The organism is Lysinibacillus sp. fls2-241-R2A-57 (genome assembly GCF_030209535.1).
Lineage (GTDB): Bacteria > Bacillota > Bacilli > Bacillales_A > Planococcaceae > Lysinibacillus.
In genome coordinates, this window is sequence record NZ_JARVRU010000204.1 from 16,834 (window position 1) to 34,087 (window position 17,254).

The following is a 17,254-nucleotide window of genomic DNA, read 5'->3' on the forward strand; positions in this document are numbered from 1 at the left end:
AGAATTAGCGGGGATGCCCCACTGATTAAAGTTTCACTTTATGACGTAAATGCATGTAAGATAGTTTCTAATTTCATACCACGAGAGCCTTTTAGTAAAACGATAGACTCCTCGTTAGCTTGCTGTAGTTTTTCGATAATTGGCGTATAATCATCTTCTACATATAACAGATGATCCGCATCAAAACGTTCTTTTAATACTTCATTTAAATAAGCCATGCGTGGACCATATAAACATACATAAGCGATTTCTTCTGGATGAATATCCTCCGCTAAACTTTCATGAAAGTGCTTTTCATTCGGTCCAAGCTCGAGCATGTCACCTAACACAAGCCATTTTTCTGGGCGAATCGTTGTCGATGCTATAAATTGAATAGCAGCCTTAACAGAGGTTGGTGCAGCATTGTATGCATCATTAATAAACAATGCGCCATTTGTTCCCTGTACTTGTTGCATACGCATATCCGTAAGAGCCACTTGTTTTAAGGATGCACGAATTTGGTCATCATTTAAACCTAGCTTTTGAGAAATTAACATGGCAACTAATGTATTTTTCACCTGATGCTTCCCGAGAACTGAAATAAAGAAATCTCCTTCAATCACACCATGTGTAGTGAAGCTACTACCATCAGCAGTTGCTTCAATTTTGTCAGCATACAATAGGTTGTCACTCTCTAAGCCAAATGCCACTGCATTTAACTGTTGCTCTTTCGCAACTAACTCTTGAAGCAATGGTTCATCTCCATCATAAAATAGTACTCCATCCGCTTGCATCCCTTGAATGATTTCGAATTTTGCTTTTGCGATTCCTGCACGCGAACCTAGATCTTGCATATGTGCCTCACCAATGTTCGTAATCACTGTCATATGTGGACGAGCAAGTTTCGTTAAAAATTCAATTTCACCAAAACCACTCATACCCATTTCAAGAACGGCAACATCCGTATCTTCATCTAGCTGTAAAACCGTAATCGGTAAACCTAACTCATTATTAAAATTCCCAATTGTCTTTTGTACTTTAAAAAATGGCGAAAGCGTTCCTGCTAAAATATCTTTCGTCGATGTTTTACCATTTGAACCAGTAATGCCAATGAATTTCGCCTTATGCTCACTACGATAGGCACGTGCCATTTGCTGTAGCGCTAGTTCTGGATCATCAACAAAGAGTAGCGGTACACCCTGCGGTGGATTTGGTTCATCTTTCTGCCAAAGAGAAGCACTTGCTCCTTTTTCAAAGGCCTGCAAAACAAATTTATGTCCATTAGCCTGCTCACCACGAAATGGAACGAATAGATCCCCTTGTTGAATTGTTCGTGTATCAATGGAAATTCCTGATACGACTGTATCACCAAAAGCTGGTCCTTCTTCATTTAACCATGTAGCTAACTGCTTTAATGTTTTTTTCACAATAATCCCACTCAGTCTTTTTTATAGTGAAGCTGTTGTTTTTCTTCAAAACGCTCAATTGCTAATGTAATCAGACGATTAATAAGCTCTGGATAGCTTACATTTGTATGTTGCCATAGAAGCGGATACATACTAACAGGTGTAAAACCTGGCATTGTATTCACTTCATTAATATAAATGCTATTATCAGCCGTCACAAAAAAGTCCGCACGAACTAAACCGCTTCCATCAATAGCTTTAAACGCACGCTTTGCTAGGTCCTGTAAGCTTGATACTGTGGCATTAGAAAGCTCTGCTGGAATAATAAGAGCTGTTGAGCCATCTTTATATTTAGAGTCATAATCATAAAACTCAGTTACTGGTTTAATTTCACCAGGTACAGAAACTTCTGGGAAGTCGTTTCCTAGCACAGCGAGTTCAATTTCACGAGCTATAATACCTTGTTCAACTACAATTTTACGATCATACTGTAAAGCTATTTCAATAGCCTTCACTAATTCATCGCGATTTGTTGCCTTGCTAATTCCGACACTCGATCCTAAGTTTGCAGGTTTCACAAACATCGGCCATTCTAATTTCTCTTCACAACGAGCAATGATAGCCTCCTGTTCATTAGCCCAGTCACTACGAATGAAGTACGTATATGGCACTTGCGGTAAGCCGGCAATTTCAAATAATTGCTTCATAATTACTTTATCCATGCCAGCTGATGATGCTAACACACCATTTCCTACATACGGCAAATTTAGAACTTCTAGTAAACCTTGCACAGTTCCATCTTCCCCATTTGTCCCATGAAGTAATGGGAAAATTACATCAAATTGTATAGCTTTACCATCATTATCGATTAAAAAGTCTGTAATTTTATTTTCTAAAACGGCGGTATCGTTACCAAATTGTAGTTCTTCAATTGTACTTGCAGGTTTTGTTAGACGCTCACCACGGCGCCATTCCCCTTCAAGTGTAATGAAAATCGGATATACTTCATACTCCTCGAAATTCAAAGCTCCAGTTACTGCACGTGCCGTTGACAATGACACCTCATGCTCTGCTGACTTTCCGCCGTATAATAAACCGATTCTTTTTTTCATTTTTGTGCCCTCCACATACTTCTTGAGTACTATTAGTTTATCATGAAACGTCTTTATAAATGACATCAATTTCGCCTTGCCGTAATTGTAGCTGACGCTTTGCTTTCGCTAACACAAAACATCAAAACAATTACTGAATGACGAATAAAAATCTCACCGTAATTTTGACGGTGAGATTTAGTCATTCTACTTACAAATGAACGGTTAAATAATATAAATCAATTCATCGTGCTCATTTTTCAAAATTGTATTTAAATCATCCCATACTTCATCAGGGAAGGAGTATTCTGATAGATTGCGAATTTCGATACCGTAAGCTACTTTAGGCTTTTCGATACGATACAACGATAACAGTGCCCCGTCTTTAGCAAAAGAACGATAAGCACGCAAAAATTCAGGTGAAATAGAAGGAATACTTGACTTTACTTTTCGGCGCCAAAAACCAGTGCTACGTTCTTTCTCACGAATTAAACTGTTAAAAACATTGGCAACAAGTAAATCTGAATCACTTAAATGACGAAAATAAATTTTAGTCATTTTCTCTAAATCTGAAGAATAGTAGACAAATCGATTTTGCAATTTATTAAAAAATGGTGAAGTAATCGGTTCCTTTTTATGACTTACGTAAAGCAATTCTCCTTGTTCCATCGGTGTTAATTGGTCTAGCCTCTTCTCATCCATAAAGTCTACCCAACACAATTCTTTGGATTCTGCAGCTTTTTTTACAAACCTAGGTACTTCCTCATCTGGTATATAATCAAACTGTGTATGCATATTAAAAGAACCATCTTCATAGGAATGTTTTAACAACAGTAAGTGATGCAGTGGTTCAAGTGCAGCCACAAATTGCGAGAATTTAAGCCCGCTAAAAATGACAAATTTATCGACATCATTCATATGAACATAAATATGATACATAAAATCTTCAGCTGACTTCAATTTTTTAGCCACAACCATCACCCCATTCTTCACTACATTATAAGACTAAATTTGATTTTTTTGAAACATTTTCTGCTATTTGTCGTCACAACAATATACGCAGGCGTAAAACTGTTTTTTGAGTTATAATATGAATGTTAAACATTTGAAAGCTCATATGTTGTTAACTACTCTAAATGAGCAAATTTAAAAGAATATAATTCTATTCATTTTTTACAAATATCTAAGTGAATTTCAAGCCCTTTGCAAGCAAGCATCGAGCCTCCTCGTTTGCACGCTAACTTTGGAATTGATATTCGCCTCATTCCCTATGGCGAATGCTCACAGTTAAACATATTTGCAGTATACAAAATTGAATTGGAATTGATTTGCATCAAATTTACTCATGAAGAGATACTATTTTAATATAGGTGGCTTGTATGGAAAATAAACGAAATTTCGTGAGTCGTTTTGACTGGACGCTCGCTTTTATACTTCTTACCTTCCTAGTCATAAGTTTGTTAGCCATTTCATCGGCGCAAACATCAGGTCAATACGGCCAAAACTTTGTCCCTAAACAATTACAATGGTACGTCATTGGCGCGGTTATTATTAGTATTGTTATGTTTTTTGAGCCAGATCAATATAAAAAGATGTCATGGTATATGTACGGTTTTGGCATCGCCTTATTAGTACTACTTATCTTCATGCCAGAAGGAACAGGACAAATCGGTGAACGTATTAATAGTGCAAAAAGCTGGTATCATACACCCCTCGGAAATATACAGCCTTCTGAGTTTATGAAAACCTTTTACATTTTAGCACTTGCTCGGCTTATTAGTAAGCACCACGAAGCCCATCCTTTTAAATCAATAAAAACGGACTTTTTATTGCTAGGTAAAATAGCTCTCACACTAGTAGTACCTTTAGCCCTTATTTTGGAGCAACCTGACCTTGGTTCAGCACTTGTATTCCTTGCCATTACGGCAGCCCTTGTTATTGTAGCAGGTGTATCATGGAAAATCATTTTACCAATTTTTGTAGGAGGAGCTGCAGTAGGTGGTACTCTTTTATGGATGGCACTCTATATGCAAGATTTTTTAGAACAAGCATTCGGCTTGAAACCGTATCAGTTTGCTCGAATCTATTCTTGGTTAGATCCCTATTCATATTCTTCTAGTGAGGGATACCATTTAATTACTTCCTTAAATGCCATTGGTTCAGGTGAAATTTTCGGGAAAGGCTACAAAGGTCGTGAAGTTTACGTTGCCGAAGGTCATACCGATTTTATTTTCACAGTTATTGGAGAAGAATGGGGTTTTATTGGCGCTAGTTTCGTTATTTGTATGTTCTTTTTATTAATCTATCATTTAACAAAAACTACACTATTATTGAAAGATCCATTCTCAACCTATGTATGTGCTGGTATTATTGCAATGATTACCTTCCACGTATTCGAAAATATTGGTATGACAATTCAGTTATTACCTATCACTGGTATACCTTTACCGTTTATCAGTTATGGAGGAAGTTCATTGATGGGGAACGCACTCGCCATCGGACTTGTCTTTAGCATGCGCTTCCACTATCGTACTTACATGTTTACTACGCACGATGATGATGATTAAATAACACCTTAGAATGATAGATATAGAAAATGGGTAGTCTCAATTACAGAGACTACCCATTTTCATTTGTAAAACTGTAAAACGAGTTAAGCTTGAACTTGCGGAGTTTGTGTTGGTGGTGTGAGCACTTTTAAAAGTTCAAGTCGAGACTTTGTTACAGTGGCTGTTACACCCAACTTAGATAAATTCGAAACAATCTTTTTCAAATCTACTTCTTTTGTCATACATTCCACCTCAATCTTTCCTCGAATTTATAAACGTTTTATTTCCAAAAAAGTTTCATTTTTGTATGTGTATGATGTCTGACAAGTTTATCACTTTCTATCATACCATTTAACTCGGCTTTTAAATTTTTCATTTTTGTTACAATGTAAATTTTTTCTTTTTATTATTTACCACAAATATAAAAAATCAAACCTATAAATACCGATATTCCCTAAAATAATATACCTCAGAAATAAGTTAATACACTATGCGACAATCGATACAAAAAAATTTTTAGTTACTTAACATTTTAGTATCAATATAATCCCATTGTTAACTGTCTGCATTTTTTTATACATCTTAGCAAAGCGATAACAAAAAAAATCCTTTTACCGCTCAAGAATTAACCTATTTTTCCCTAATCAACACGCCTAGGATTTTATTTTATTTTCCACCTTCTTGTAATAACAAGAACAAGAGAGGTAGAATATACATACTAAAATATCGAAAGAAAGCAGGGTGCTGTATGAAAAAAGCAATTTTATTATTAATGTCTGTTCAATTCCTCGTCTACCTTGGATTTGGGATTATTATACCTGTTTTACCGGAGGTTGTGGTTCAGCAGAATTGGGATGATATACACGTAGGTGGCTTACTTACAGTGTACTCGCTTGCAAGTTTTTTCACTGCACCACTTTGGGGTATGCTGTCCGATAAGGTAGGTCGAAAACAACTTATATTAATGGGCCTGGTTGGTTTTAGCTTAAGCTTTATTATTTTTTCATTATTTATTGATAATCTAGCAATTCTATACGTCTCACGTGTTGTGGGTGGTTTATTCTCGGGCGCACTGTATACAGCTGTAACAGGCTTTATAGCTGATATGTCGAGTGAGGAAGATCGCAATAAATACATGGGTCTCATGGGCATGTCCATCGGGCTTGGTTTTATTTTCGGTCCAGCAATTGGCGGTATGCTCGGACACTATAGTATACAACTGCCATTTGTCGCTTCAGCAATACTAATTGCACTCTTATTTATTTATGCAAGTTTCGTCTTAAAAGAACCCGCTAAACGAAAAGATACAAATAAACGTGCAATTGTACCTAAGGGTGCCGGAAAAATGCTACAGTACCGTGTACGTTATTTATTTGTCTTCTCATTTTTAGTAACTTTTATGCTGGCAGGAGTAGAAGCCACGTTCCAACTGTTCCAAATCGAACGAATTCAAATTACACCATTACAAATCGGTTATTTGTTTATGTTTAGTGGCTTTGTAGATGCAGCTATTCAAGGCGGTGTTGTTAGACGTATTAAAAACGGAAGCGAGACAACTTGGTTAATAGGTGCACAAATTGTCACAGCTATAGGTATGCTTTTATTCACTTTAACAGCTAACTTATTTATGGCTGGTCTTGCTCTTTGTGTCTTTACAGCTGGAAATGCACTTGCAAGAACAAGTGTCGTATCCCTTTCATCTAAAGAATCTGGTGGTCAATACGGGACTGCTGCAGGCCTTTCCTATTCAATGGATAACCTAGGTCGCATTCTCGGTCCTTTATTCTTCACTTGGCTATTTACAATGCAACCTAATTTAGGCTATTATACTTCCGCAGCAATAGCGGTCGTTTCAATAAGTTTAATTTATATTTTTAAAGCTTCAAATAAATCTTTACGACTTGAATAATTTATTGTTAAAAACCGTAACTTAATAGTAAGTCGAAGTATATAGAATACGTCAAGGAATATTTGGCTGCTGCTTAAAGCGTAATATCGGAGGGCTCTGCATGAACAAAACAACAAATCTTTTACTTCCAAAAGAGCTAGAATCGTTTCGTTTTGAAATTGAAGATACACTTCTTTCAGCGATGATAATCACTCCCTACAAACGTTTAACTACGTTAACGGAAAGTAAATTTGCTGGGGAACCTTATTTACCCTATTACCGGACATATCCGAAAGATATCACAGGTGAGTCTATGCGGCTATTAGCTCAAATTAACTTTGCAGAAATGCCACCATTAAAAGATTTCCCATCTCAGGGTATTCTGCAATTTTTTATTTCATCCAATATTTTCGTGAATGCTGATCATTATCATGAGGATATTTTCCAGCAATTTTATAAAATACGATATTACCCTACCGTAAATTCCGAAGCGACAGTTCCAAGACTGGAGTTTTTAACACAAGCAGCAGATGATTGGTTCCCTATTCATCAGGAGTTAGCATTACAATTCCAGCCTATCCAAGAACCTGTTTCTGCTTTAGATTATCGTGCAATACACTATTTACCAAACTTAATTCCTTTACCAGAAGATGTTGATTTACAGGAGATTTATCTACAACATTTTTTAGGGGCTGGAGCTAAAATTGGTGGCTATGCCTATTTTTTAGAGGAGGATATTCGTCACCAATCACAGCTCCTCCAACGATATGATGTGCTGTTGCTCCAAATCGATTCTCATGACGAAATCGGTATTATGTGGGCAGATAGCGGGGTTGGTAAATTTTTCATCAATCGTGATAAGTTACTTCAAAGAGATTTTTCTGATATTTTATTTCAATGGGAGCATTACTAAAAGGATTACCTCGTTCTAGTTTTCGAGGTAATCCTTTTCAAATACTTATTACAAATTTCATATCTTCTTTCCACCTGTAAAGTAAGCTATACTAAACATATTGCGAAAATATAGTAAAGGCAGGTGTAGGAATGAGCATTTTTACAGTCGGATATACAGTACCTTTAATTATGTTTATTAATATTTTAGCTGCGTTGGTAGTAATTTTTTTAGAACGTAAAGATCCCACTTCTACATGGGCATGGATTCTCGTACTATTTTTTATTCCATTAGGTGGGTTTATTTTATACTTGCTGCTCGGACGACAACTACGAAAAAAGCATTTGTTCCGTTGGGAAGGACGCAAAGATATTGGGATTGATAACCTCATTAGCTATCAGAAAGAAGCAATTCGGGACGATACGTTCGACTTTCGTATCGAAAATGCGGAAAATTATAAAGAAATGATTTATATGCATCTTAAAACAAATAATGCTGTATTAACGCAAGACAACCACATTGAGATTTTTGATGATGGTGCTGATAAATTTGAGCAGCTTCTTAAAGATATTGAAGCAGCAAAAGATCATATTCACATTCAATATTATATTTTCCGTCTAGATGATTTAGGTACACGCATTGTTGATAAACTTACGAAGAAAGCTAAGCAAGGGGTAAAGGTACGACTCTTATATGATGAAATGGGCTCACGGAATGTTAAAAAACGCCATTTCAAGGAATTACTTAATGCAGGTGGTGAAGTTGAAGTATTTTTCCCATCCATTTTGCCACTGCTAAACCCTCGTTTAAATTTTAGAAATCACCGAAAAATCGTTGTTATTGATGGCCGTATTGGCTATATAGGTGGCTTTAATGTTGGGGATGAGTATCTTGGGCTACAGAAGAAGTTTGGCTATTGGAGAGATACACATTTACGTATTGAAGGTAGTGCGGTGCATCCATTACAAACACGTTTTTTACTTGATTGGAATCAAGCATCCGCACAACAGAAAATGGGTTACTCAGACCGTTACTTCCCTGCTATCCCCAAAAAAGGCGATGTGGGATTACAAATCGTTTCAAGTGGACCCGATTCCGACTGGGAACAAATTAAAATTGGCTACTTAAAGCTTATTAATATGGCCCAAAAATACATTTATATCCAAACGCCGTATTTTATACCCGATGTTAGTTTTTTAGATGCCATTAAAATCGCGACGCTATCAGGCATTGATGTAAGAATCATGATTCCAAATAAGCCTGATCATATGTTTGTTTACTGGGCTACATACTCATACGTTGGACAATTATTGCGCGCAGGAGCAAAAGTTTATATTTATGAAAAGGGCTTTATTCATGCTAAAGCGATTATTATTGACGATGAAGCATCTACAGTCGGAACCGCAAACCTTGACGTGCGAAGTTTCAGCTTAAACTTCGAAGTAAATGCCTTTATTTATGACTCAAAGATTTCCCATCAGCTTGCTGAGCTGTTTGAAAAGGATATTTTCGATTGTACTGAATTAACTTGGGAAATGTACCAAAATCGTTCTACACTCATTAAGTTTAAAGAATCAATTTCACGTTTATTAACGCCTATCTTGTAGGGCACAGAAAAAGGAAGAGAGCTAGTTCATTACTAAATAATGAACAGCTCTCTTCCCTTTTTTTATTTCACACCTAAATATTCTTCTAATGTGATATTTTGTTTTTTAATTTCTTTTGCCTTGTCTATGCCAACATAACGGTAATGCCATGACTCATACATATAACCCGTGATGTCCTCTTTATCTTTTGGGAATCGTAAAATAAAGCCGAAGTCTTGAGCATTCGTCATTAGCCATTGACCAGCTGGCGTTTCACCGAATTCCTCAGTCAACCATAAATCTTCTTTGCCACGCTCTCCAATATCAAAGGCTAAGCCAGTTTGATGTTCTGAGTATCCTGGTCGTGCACTATAGCGATCAGCGGCAGCCTGTCCATCACGGTTAACATAGTTATTATATAATTTTGTTTGATAATCAAAAGACCGATAGCCACTAAATGCCGCTAAATCAAACCCTTGTTGTTTTGCTGCAGCCAACATTTTATCTAGAGCTTGACGTGCCTCTGGATTCTCTCCAGGCGCAAAGGTAGATGGTAGCGGATATATTTTATTGGCTAGTAAAACACCATTAATATATGTCGGATCAGTTGGTAACGTTTGGTTTGGTAAATAGCCATTCTCATCCGGCTGTTGCTCAGGTTTTACAGGTTTTTCTGTTGTTTTTTCCGGTTTTTCCGTTGCAGGCGAGTCTTTTTCAGTTTGCTCTGTTGTAGGTTGTTGCTCATCTGATGCCTTGCTTTTTTGGTTATTTTTATAATTATAAACTACAAAAATAGATACAATTAGCGCCACTGAAATACAAGCACCAACGATGAGTGGTAGACGTTTGTTTTTCACTATTTTTACCCCTTTTAAAGTTATCAAGTACTACAAGATTAATTCTTTAGTACCGATTACAGTTATACTTTATTGGTATAGTTTCATTTTAGCACTGTTCACAATTTAAGGTGTAGTAGATTTTAAAATAAATCAGTTAGTCTGTGACAATAGTAATCAACACTACTATAGAAGCAATCGTGAAAAAGATTGCCATGTACTTCATCCATTTTGCCTCTTTTATATAGCCTTGCTCTTTAAAACTTTTAGCCCTAAAACCATTCGATAGAGCAAACATAATAGTCATTGCAAATACCGCAAAACTAAAGTTACCCATGATCATAAATACAATAGCTGCAACACTAAAAACCGCGACTAGAATAGATGGTAGCCACTTTTTGTTCATCTTGCTGTCCTCCTAAAAAAATCGAGGCTACATAGGCGCCTCGACATAAATTATTTTATGATTTTGCTTTATCCGGATGCTCCGAATAGTATTTTCGACCGATATACGTTTGAAGAATCAATAGTGCACCGCTGACAGACCAGTAAAGTGGTAGAGCCGCCATCGATGACATCGAGATAAAGACGATCATAATTGGTGAAATATAAATAAACATTTTCATTTGTGCTTTTTGTTGCTCAGGGACTGTCCATAATGACACACGTGCTTGAACTAAATATACAATACCCGCGATAATTGTCATAGCGATATCAGGTGAACCTAAGCTAAACCATAAAAACTCATGCGATTTCACATCTGCAGAATATAAAATAGAGAAATAAAGACCCATGATAATAGGCATTTGAATTAACATTGGTAAACAACCCATATTGAGTGGATTGATGCCATGTTTTTGATATAATGCCATCATTTCTTGCTGATACTGCATTTGTTCTTCTTTTGTCTTTGCTTCCTTCATTTTTTTCTGGACAGCTTCCATTTCAGGCTTAAACGCATCCATCTTCGTTTTCATCAATTGTTGCGAACGATAATTTTTCAACATAATCGGCATTAAAATTAAACGAACAAGGACCGTAATAGCGATGATTGCTAAACCATAGTTACCTGAAAAAATGGTTTTACTGAAAAATTCCAGTAAAAATTCCATAGGTTTTACAAAAAGACCATAGAAAAAACCTTCTTTGTCTTGCACAGCTTGACAGCCACTAAGAACAAAAACGACAAGTCCAAGCATTGAAAATAGCTTCAATTTTTTCATTTTTCCACCTACTATTATTTATCAACTAAATTGAAGTATACCTTATAAGGTCTATCTTTATCAAATAGCAAGTGCTACTAATTACATTGTTATGCACATAAAAAAGATGCGAGCTTTAGCATCGCTAATACGTCCGCATCCTATTTATTCATCTTATTTATAACCCATTGTGAATAATACTAAGTATACTTCTTGGCTATCAACTATACTTCGGCATAATTGCGTGTGCTTAGTCCTGCCATGAAGGCCGACACGATTCGGTCACTCAGACGTTTTCACAGGATGTGAAGTTCTTAGCCCGAGTTCCTCTATTTCAGCGGATGTTTGGACACCCGCTGAAATAAGTTAAACGTTTTGAAGCTCAGACTCCGCCATCTCAAAACGATAAAACTCATGATGAAGCTCGTCTCGGAAATGTTTGGGTGTTACCCCAGTATATTTTTTAAAGATACGGGTAAAATAGCTTTGGTTACAGAAATGGAATTGATCTGAAATAGAAGTAATACTTTTATTTGTGTGCCTTAGATAGTATTGAGATTCTTCTACTCGACGAACATTTAAGTATTCAACTAGTGTAATACCAACATGTTCTCTAAAAATACGTGATAAGTGACTAGTACTTATATGGAAATTATGTGCAATACTCTCCACTGTTAAGTCATTTTCCAATTCATCATTGATATACATAATCACTTTATTAACGGTCTGGTGGCGGAAAGTCGGTTGCTTGCGATCTGCAATAAAATAGACAAAGAAATCAATTAGATCATCAGCAAATTGTAAAAATTCTGCGTCTTTCATCTGATTTTCAATCATATCATTACAAGCAATGTTAAAAGCAAACGCTTTCTTCGAAGGTACTTGGTTGTCTAGCAATTTACGAGCAACAATTGACGACAAAACAGAAAAATAACTTCGAACAATTTTAATGACTTGTTTGCCAAAACGTATTGAAAGAATATCAATTAATTCATGCAAAGATTTCTTAGCCTTTGCAGATTCTAAATGGTAAATTTCAAATATTAATTTCGACTCAATATTAAAAAATTCTTCTACTCCGATGTATTGGTTAATGCTATCGATTTCCTGGAAGTATCTTTTTGATATCGTTTCTGACATAGAATGTTGATGTAGTTGCATAATCTTCCCCATCTTTCCTCAGATTGCCCGAATTACTTTCAAAAATTTCGACATCAATCTACTTATACCAAATAAGAAAATAGTTTTCCTTATTGATCATATAAATTGAGTCCTATTTCACAATTATATATCGAATATAACTTAAAAATAACCCAACTAAACCATCTGTTTACAAAAAAAATTGACTATACAGTGAATTTTACCATATTCTGCGATTTTCTTTCAACCACATTTTGTCTTTCTCTCTAGTGCTAATTTATCATATATGCATAGTAGAAACCTCGTAAACTTATTTCTCACAATTAGATTTTACCATATACATATCAAAATAAATTAGTAATCATTTAAAATATATTACAAATTATGCAAGTTGTTTTACGCCTATTTTTTTCATCAATCGACATTTCTCTTTTTTATTCCGAAATCTTCTCTATATAATTTATACGAATATGTAGTAAAATAGATGATAATACTATTTTTAAAAGTTTAGACGAGGTGTTAATAGTGGATCCAAAACAGATAGAAGAAATTATGGAAATTATTAAGGAATTCTTCCCTGAGAATACTTCCATCGCAATTTCCGATACAAACGAATACTTGTATTACCAACCGAGCAAGAAAGTTGATTTAAAAATTAAGCCTGGCGACCCAATTAAAGAAGGTTCAGCAGCTCACAAAGCATTAAGCTATGGGCAAAAGATAAGCTCTTACATTGAACCTGATGTATTTGGTATAGCATATTACGGCATGAGTATTCCTTTAATGGAAGAAGGCGAAACTAAGGGTGCTATTACTGCTATCTTCCCGCAAAAGCCGTCAGCATTTTTAACGAACTACATTACGATTAAAATTGACGATTGCTGGTACCCAATCAAACATGATCAAGTCATTTATCTTGAAACACAGCTCCGAAAAACATTTGTTAAAACAATGAGTCGTGAAGGTTATCACCGTTTAAACCTAAGTGATTTAGAGCTATTTTTAGCACCTGACTCGTTTATACGTTGTCACCGCTCTTATATCGTTAACATTGACTACATTGATGAAATTCAACCAGATTCACATTCAACGTTTTTATTAATCATGAAAGACGGTACTCGTATTCCTGTTAGCCAACGCTACGCAAGTTACTTCCGTCGTTCTTTAGGTTTCTAATTTTTTATAAGTACAGCGAGCATTTTCTTATTCAAATGTTCGCTGTACTTTTTTGCTTACTGAAACGACGAAGGCTAAAGTCATCACGTCCTTTGATAACGCCTTCGTGACCAACATCGTGTGGTTTTTCTGTGCGAAAGCGAAGCGGCAGCAACATTTTTTTGTCTGTGCGAAAGCGAAGCGGCAGCAACAAAGCACCCAGCTACCCCCTCGTTATGTTGTTGAGCCTTTTTAAAGGAAATTCTTTTAAAAAATATTACAGTTCTACATTAAAACGTTTTCTCTGTCGAAAATTCAATTTTATGCTCATTTTTCCTATTTTTACTCATTTTAATGCTTTTTCTAAAGTTTTTGTGACAAATTGGTGATAATATTATTCAAATGGTTGGAGTCATACTACAACCGAATAAACAGAAAATTCTTACAGAACTTTTTCCAGTTTTGTAATCGGTTTCCATCAATATTTTTTAGGGGAGGATTTTTTAATGGATGCAAATGTTCAAAAACGCCTAGGCTTAAAAGAACTTGAAAGTAAAATTGTTACTGCTGAAGAAGCTGCAGCGCTTATCTCTAACGGTGATGTAGTTGGTATGAGTGGATTCACTCGTGCAGGGGACGCAAAAGTGGTTCCTATGGCATTAGTTGAGCGCGCTAAAAACGAAAAATTCAAAATCGATGTATATACAGGGGCTTCTTTAGGACCTGAAGTTGATAAATACTTAGCTGAAGCTGGTGCTATCCGCAAACGTGGACCATTCCAAGGTGACGCTGGTATCCGTAATTTAATTAACTCTGGGGATGTACTATATGTAGATGCTCATCTTTCACATAACGCAGAATTAGTTCGCCAAGGAATTATTGGACCAATTAAATATTTAATCCTTGAAGCTGTCGCTATTACAGAAGATGGATTTATTATCCCAACAAACTCAGTAGGTAACTCACCTATCTTCGCTGAATACGCTGAGAATATTATTGTCGAATTAAATATCTCTCACCCAGAAGCTTTAATAGGAATCCATGATATCTATGTACCAGGTGAGCAAGGTCAACGTGAAGCGATTCCAATGACTGATGCTATGCAACGCATCGGTGACATCGGTATTAAAGTAGATCCTGCTAAAATTAAAGCGATTGTTATTTCTGAAGAGCCAGATGCTCCTTCATTAATCGTACCGCCAGATGAAGAAACACAAACAATGGCGAACATTTTATTAGACTTTTTCCGCGATGAAATTAAAGCTGGTCGTTTAACAAAACAATTGATGCCATTACAATCTGGTGTAGGTTCTGTAGCAAACGCTGTACTTGATGGCTTTGCAGATTCAGAATTTGAAGATTTAGTTGTTGCTTCTGAAGTACTTCAAGATGCAGTATTCAACTTAATCGATGCTGGTAAAGTTAAATTTGCAGCAGCTACTTCAATTACATTAACTGAAGAATTACAGAAAAAAGTATATGGCAATTTAGAAAAATATGCTGATAAAATTTGCTTACGTTCACAAGAAATTTCTAACCACCCAGAGCTTATCCGTCGTTTGGGTCTAATCTCAATCAACACTGCTCTTGAATTAGATATTTATGGTAACGTAAACTCAACACACGTATCAGGTACTCGTATGATGAACGGTATCGGTGGTTCAGGTGACTTTGCACGTAACGCACGTCTAGGTATTTTTGTTACTAAATCATACGCAAAAGGCGGCGCTATCTCTTCAATCGTGCCAATGGTTTCTCACGTTGACCACACTGAGCATGATGTTGATGTAATCGTAACTGAGCAAGGTATTGCTGACTTACGTGGTCTTGCGCCACAAGAGCGTGTACCTTTAATTATTGAAAACTGTGCACACCCAGATTACAAAGAACAACTATGGGATTACTATAACCGTGCTTTAGAAGCAACTGGTAGCCATCAAACACCTCATATTTTAGAGGAAGCACTTTCTTGGCACGTAAATCTTGCTAAAAACAAAACAATGAAAAAAGAAATTGCTAAAGCTTAATAACTCAAGGAACGCTTAATAAGTCAATCTTATTAGGCGTTCTTTTTTGTCGAAAATGGTATAATAAAGTGATAGTTTTAAATTTGGCTTTTTTAGTAGTCAATTATTAGCATGTCACCAAATACGTAATTTTTCGTCGGAGGAACTATGAAGAAATTTATATATTTGATTATATTCTTTTCATTTTTTGACCTATTTACCCAGCTCCCTGTTATGAGTACATATGCTGAATCCTTAGGGGCATCAGCCTTCTTAACTGGCCTAGCAGTAGGTATGTATTCCCTTTCCAATACATTAGGTAATATTATTTCTGGCTTTTTAACAGATCGTAAAGGTCCCTTTGTTATTTTAATCATAGGACTTTTAACGACAGGTCTTTCATTATCACTATATAATTTAGTAGAAGACCCTATTATTCTATTAATAGTTCGTTTTGTACATGGATTAGTTGCTGGCCTAATCGTACCTGCTGCATTCACATTTTTAGCAAATGCAACTGAGCAAGAAAAAAGAGGTAAGGGCAGTGCTATTTCTGGGGCGTTCGTCGGCATTGCTGCCATAATCGGTCCTGCGTTTAGTGGTATTTTAGCAAGTCGTACTAGCGTACCATTTGTATTTAATATAACAGCAAGCTTTATGATTTTGTTAGGTATTCTTTCCTTTTTCTTACTAAAATCAAACCAAGTAAAAAAACAAAAATCTGAACCAAGTACAAACATTCCTATAAGTGTATTTTTTAAAAATACAAGTACTTTAAAGGCATTCTTAGGTGCATTCTTTTTAATGTTTTCCCAAGGGGTTATTGCCTATCTACTTCCTCTAAAAGTGCAATCTTTAGGCTTCGATTCGCGTTTAAGCGGGACATTAATGAGTACATTTGGAATTATTGCTGTACTTGTATTTATTTTGCCCACTAATCGTATTTTCGATAAAGTTGCTCCCATTAAAACATTAGCGCTTGGTATAAGTTTAATGGGGGTAAGTCAAATTTTAATTAGTCAGGCAGATTCAAGTACGTTACTTTATATTCCAATGGCCTGCTACGGTATCGGCTTTGGCTTCTTATTCCCATCAGTAAATTCACTTTTAATCGACTCGACAACTGCTGAAATTCGTGGAAAAGCCTATGGTTATTTTTATGCCTTCTTCTCGCTAGGTGTTGTCTTAGGTTCCTCCTTACTCGGATGGCTCTCACTAGGTGTTGTCAGCGGCTTTATATTTACTGGAGTTGTATTATTAGTATTTGCAATTATTATTATAAGCACAAAACAAATGCGCTAAAGCGCTCGAGAGCCCAAAGCAAAAGTAAGCGCTCCTCCACTTTTGCCCGAGGGATCGAAACGACCTCGAGGATGTAGCGCTTTAGCCTAGACGAAAACGATGCTCCTAGTATCCACAATTAAAATCTATAATTTCCTTATCAACAAAAAACCTTCTCATGTGTGAAAGAGGGCACTGAAAAACATCCAGTATTTATTGTTAAAAGAGTTTAACTTTTAAAAA

Annotated in this window: 16 protein-coding genes; 8 read left to right on the forward strand and 8 right to left on the reverse strand. The window is 36.0% G+C overall.

Going from position 1 to position 17,254, the window contains the following annotated elements:
* Nucleotides 1-38: 38 nt before the first annotated feature.
* From QRN68_RS24910 to QRN68_RS24920, 3 genes are all read right to left on the reverse strand, one after another.
* Nucleotides 39-1,406 carry a UDP-N-acetylmuramoyl-tripeptide--D-alanyl-D-alanine ligase gene (locus QRN68_RS24910; protein WP_285399987.1) on the reverse strand — a complete coding sequence of 456 codons (1,368 nt, stop codon included), beginning with the start codon at nucleotides 1,404-1,406 and terminating at the stop codon, nucleotides 39-41.
* Nucleotides 1,407-1,417: 11 nt separating this feature from the next.
* Nucleotides 1,418-2,497, reverse strand: a complete 1,080-nt coding sequence (locus tag QRN68_RS24915; protein ID WP_285399988.1) for a D-alanine--D-alanine ligase — start codon at nucleotides 2,495-2,497, stop codon at nucleotides 1,418-1,420.
* Between the two features lie 204 nt (nucleotides 2,498-2,701).
* Complete coding sequence (locus tag QRN68_RS24920) at nucleotides 2,702-3,454, reverse strand: hypothetical protein (protein ID WP_285399990.1); 753 nt, start codon at nucleotides 3,452-3,454, stop codon at nucleotides 2,702-2,704.
* Between the two features lie 401 nt (nucleotides 3,455-3,855).
* On the opposite strand from QRN68_RS24920, the gene QRN68_RS24925 reads away from it, so the two are divergent.
* Entirely contained in the window at nucleotides 3,856-5,043 is a 1,188-nt protein-coding gene (locus QRN68_RS24925) for an FtsW/RodA/SpoVE family cell cycle protein (RefSeq protein WP_285399991.1), read from the forward strand.
* Between the two features lie 86 nt (nucleotides 5,044-5,129).
* Here the strand turns inward: QRN68_RS24925 and QRN68_RS24930 are convergent, their stop codons facing one another.
* On the reverse strand, nucleotides 5,130-5,267 hold the full coding sequence (locus tag QRN68_RS24930; RefSeq protein ID WP_004232019.1) for an Lmo0850 family protein: 138 nt from the start codon (nucleotides 5,265-5,267) through the stop codon (nucleotides 5,130-5,132).
* Between the two features lie 506 nt (nucleotides 5,268-5,773).
* On the opposite strand from QRN68_RS24930, the gene QRN68_RS24935 reads away from it, so the two are divergent.
* From QRN68_RS24935 to cls, 3 genes are all read left to right on the forward strand, one after another.
* Nucleotides 5,774-6,934: an MFS transporter gene (locus QRN68_RS24935; protein WP_285399994.1), complete on the forward strand. Its 1,161-nt coding sequence runs from the start codon at nucleotides 5,774-5,776 to the stop codon at nucleotides 6,932-6,934.
* 100 nt (nucleotides 6,935-7,034) lie between these two features.
* Nucleotides 7,035-7,826, forward strand: a complete 792-nt coding sequence (locus QRN68_RS24940) for a YwqG family protein (protein ID WP_285399995.1) — start codon at nucleotides 7,035-7,037, stop codon at nucleotides 7,824-7,826.
* A gap of 131 nt (nucleotides 7,827-7,957) precedes the next feature.
* The gene (gene cls, locus QRN68_RS24945) at nucleotides 7,958-9,412 is read left to right on the forward strand and encodes a cardiolipin synthase (RefSeq protein WP_285399997.1); all 1,455 of its coding nucleotides are present in this window, start codon (nucleotides 7,958-7,960) and stop codon (nucleotides 9,410-9,412) included.
* Between the two features lie 62 nt (nucleotides 9,413-9,474).
* Here cls and QRN68_RS24950 read toward each other — a convergent pair whose 3' ends face one another.
* The 4 genes from QRN68_RS24950 to QRN68_RS24965 form a co-directional block, all read right to left on the reverse strand.
* Entirely contained in the window at nucleotides 9,475-10,248 is a 774-nt protein-coding gene (locus tag QRN68_RS24950) for a M15 family metallopeptidase (RefSeq protein WP_285399999.1), read from the reverse strand.
* Nucleotides 10,249-10,384: 136 nt separating this feature from the next.
* Complete coding sequence (locus tag QRN68_RS24955) at nucleotides 10,385-10,633, reverse strand: hypothetical protein (RefSeq protein WP_285400000.1); 249 nt, start codon at nucleotides 10,631-10,633, stop codon at nucleotides 10,385-10,387.
* A 55-nt stretch (nucleotides 10,634-10,688) separates the two neighbouring features.
* A complete protein-coding gene (gene yidC / locus QRN68_RS24960) occupies nucleotides 10,689-11,450 on the reverse strand; it encodes a membrane protein insertase YidC (RefSeq protein WP_285400001.1) in 762 nt (253 codons plus the stop codon).
* Nucleotides 11,451-11,795: 345 nt separating this feature from the next.
* Nucleotides 11,796-12,590, reverse strand: coding sequence for a helix-turn-helix transcriptional regulator (locus QRN68_RS24965; protein ID WP_285400003.1), 795 nt, complete (start codon nucleotides 12,588-12,590; stop codon nucleotides 11,796-11,798).
* A gap of 504 nt (nucleotides 12,591-13,094) precedes the next feature.
* Here QRN68_RS24965 and QRN68_RS24970 point away from each other — a divergent pair.
* From QRN68_RS24970 to QRN68_RS24985, 4 genes are all read left to right on the forward strand, one after another.
* Nucleotides 13,095-13,745, forward strand: coding sequence for a LytTR family DNA-binding domain-containing protein (locus tag QRN68_RS24970; RefSeq protein WP_053593997.1), 651 nt, complete (start codon nucleotides 13,095-13,097; stop codon nucleotides 13,743-13,745).
* A gap of 106 nt (nucleotides 13,746-13,851) precedes the next feature.
* Complete coding sequence (locus QRN68_RS24975) at nucleotides 13,852-13,980, forward strand: hypothetical protein (protein ID WP_285400004.1); 129 nt, start codon at nucleotides 13,852-13,854, stop codon at nucleotides 13,978-13,980.
* A gap of 250 nt (nucleotides 13,981-14,230) precedes the next feature.
* Nucleotides 14,231-15,751, forward strand: a complete 1,521-nt coding sequence (locus QRN68_RS24980) for a succinate CoA transferase (RefSeq protein WP_285400006.1) — start codon at nucleotides 14,231-14,233, stop codon at nucleotides 15,749-15,751.
* Nucleotides 15,752-15,898: 147 nt separating this feature from the next.
* Entirely contained in the window at nucleotides 15,899-17,032 is a 1,134-nt protein-coding gene (locus QRN68_RS24985; RefSeq protein ID WP_285400007.1) for an MFS transporter, read from the forward strand.
* Nucleotides 17,033-17,254: the final 222 nt, after the last annotated feature.

What these genes read in the sequence shown, in the direction of transcription:
- QRN68_RS24940 (WP_285399995.1), top strand. Translation starts at nt 7,035, where the DNA reads ATGAACAAAACAACAAATCTTTTACTTCCAAAAGAGCTAGAATCGTTT.
- QRN68_RS24925 (WP_285399991.1), top strand. Translation starts at nt 3,856, where the DNA reads ATGGAAAATAAACGAAATTTCGTGAGTCGTTTTGACTGGACGCTCGCT.
- QRN68_RS24930 (WP_004232019.1), bottom strand. Translation starts at nt 5,267, where the DNA reads ATGACAAAAGAAGTAGATTTGAAAAAGATTGTTTCGAATTTATCTAAG.
- cls (WP_285399997.1), top strand. Translation starts at nt 7,958, where the DNA reads ATGAGCATTTTTACAGTCGGATATACAGTACCTTTAATTATGTTTATT.
- QRN68_RS24915 (WP_285399988.1), bottom strand. Translation starts at nt 2,497, where the DNA reads ATGAAAAAAAGAATCGGTTTATTATACGGCGGAAAGTCAGCAGAGCAT.
- QRN68_RS24985 (WP_285400007.1), top strand. Translation starts at nt 15,899, where the DNA reads ATGAAGAAATTTATATATTTGATTATATTCTTTTCATTTTTTGACCTA.
- QRN68_RS24980 (WP_285400006.1), top strand. Translation starts at nt 14,231, where the DNA reads ATGGATGCAAATGTTCAAAAACGCCTAGGCTTAAAAGAACTTGAAAGT.
- QRN68_RS24965 (WP_285400003.1), bottom strand. Translation starts at nt 12,590, where the DNA reads ATGCAACTACATCAACATTCTATGTCAGAAACGATATCAAAAAGATAC.
- QRN68_RS24935 (WP_285399994.1), top strand. Translation starts at nt 5,774, where the DNA reads ATGAAAAAAGCAATTTTATTATTAATGTCTGTTCAATTCCTCGTCTAC.
- yidC (WP_285400001.1), bottom strand. Translation starts at nt 11,450, where the DNA reads ATGAAAAAATTGAAGCTATTTTCAATGCTTGGACTTGTCGTTTTTGTT.
- QRN68_RS24955 (WP_285400000.1), bottom strand. Translation starts at nt 10,633, where the DNA reads ATGAACAAAAAGTGGCTACCATCTATTCTAGTCGCGGTTTTTAGTGTT.
- QRN68_RS24920 (WP_285399990.1), bottom strand. Translation starts at nt 3,454, where the DNA reads ATGGTTGTGGCTAAAAAATTGAAGTCAGCTGAAGATTTTATGTATCAT.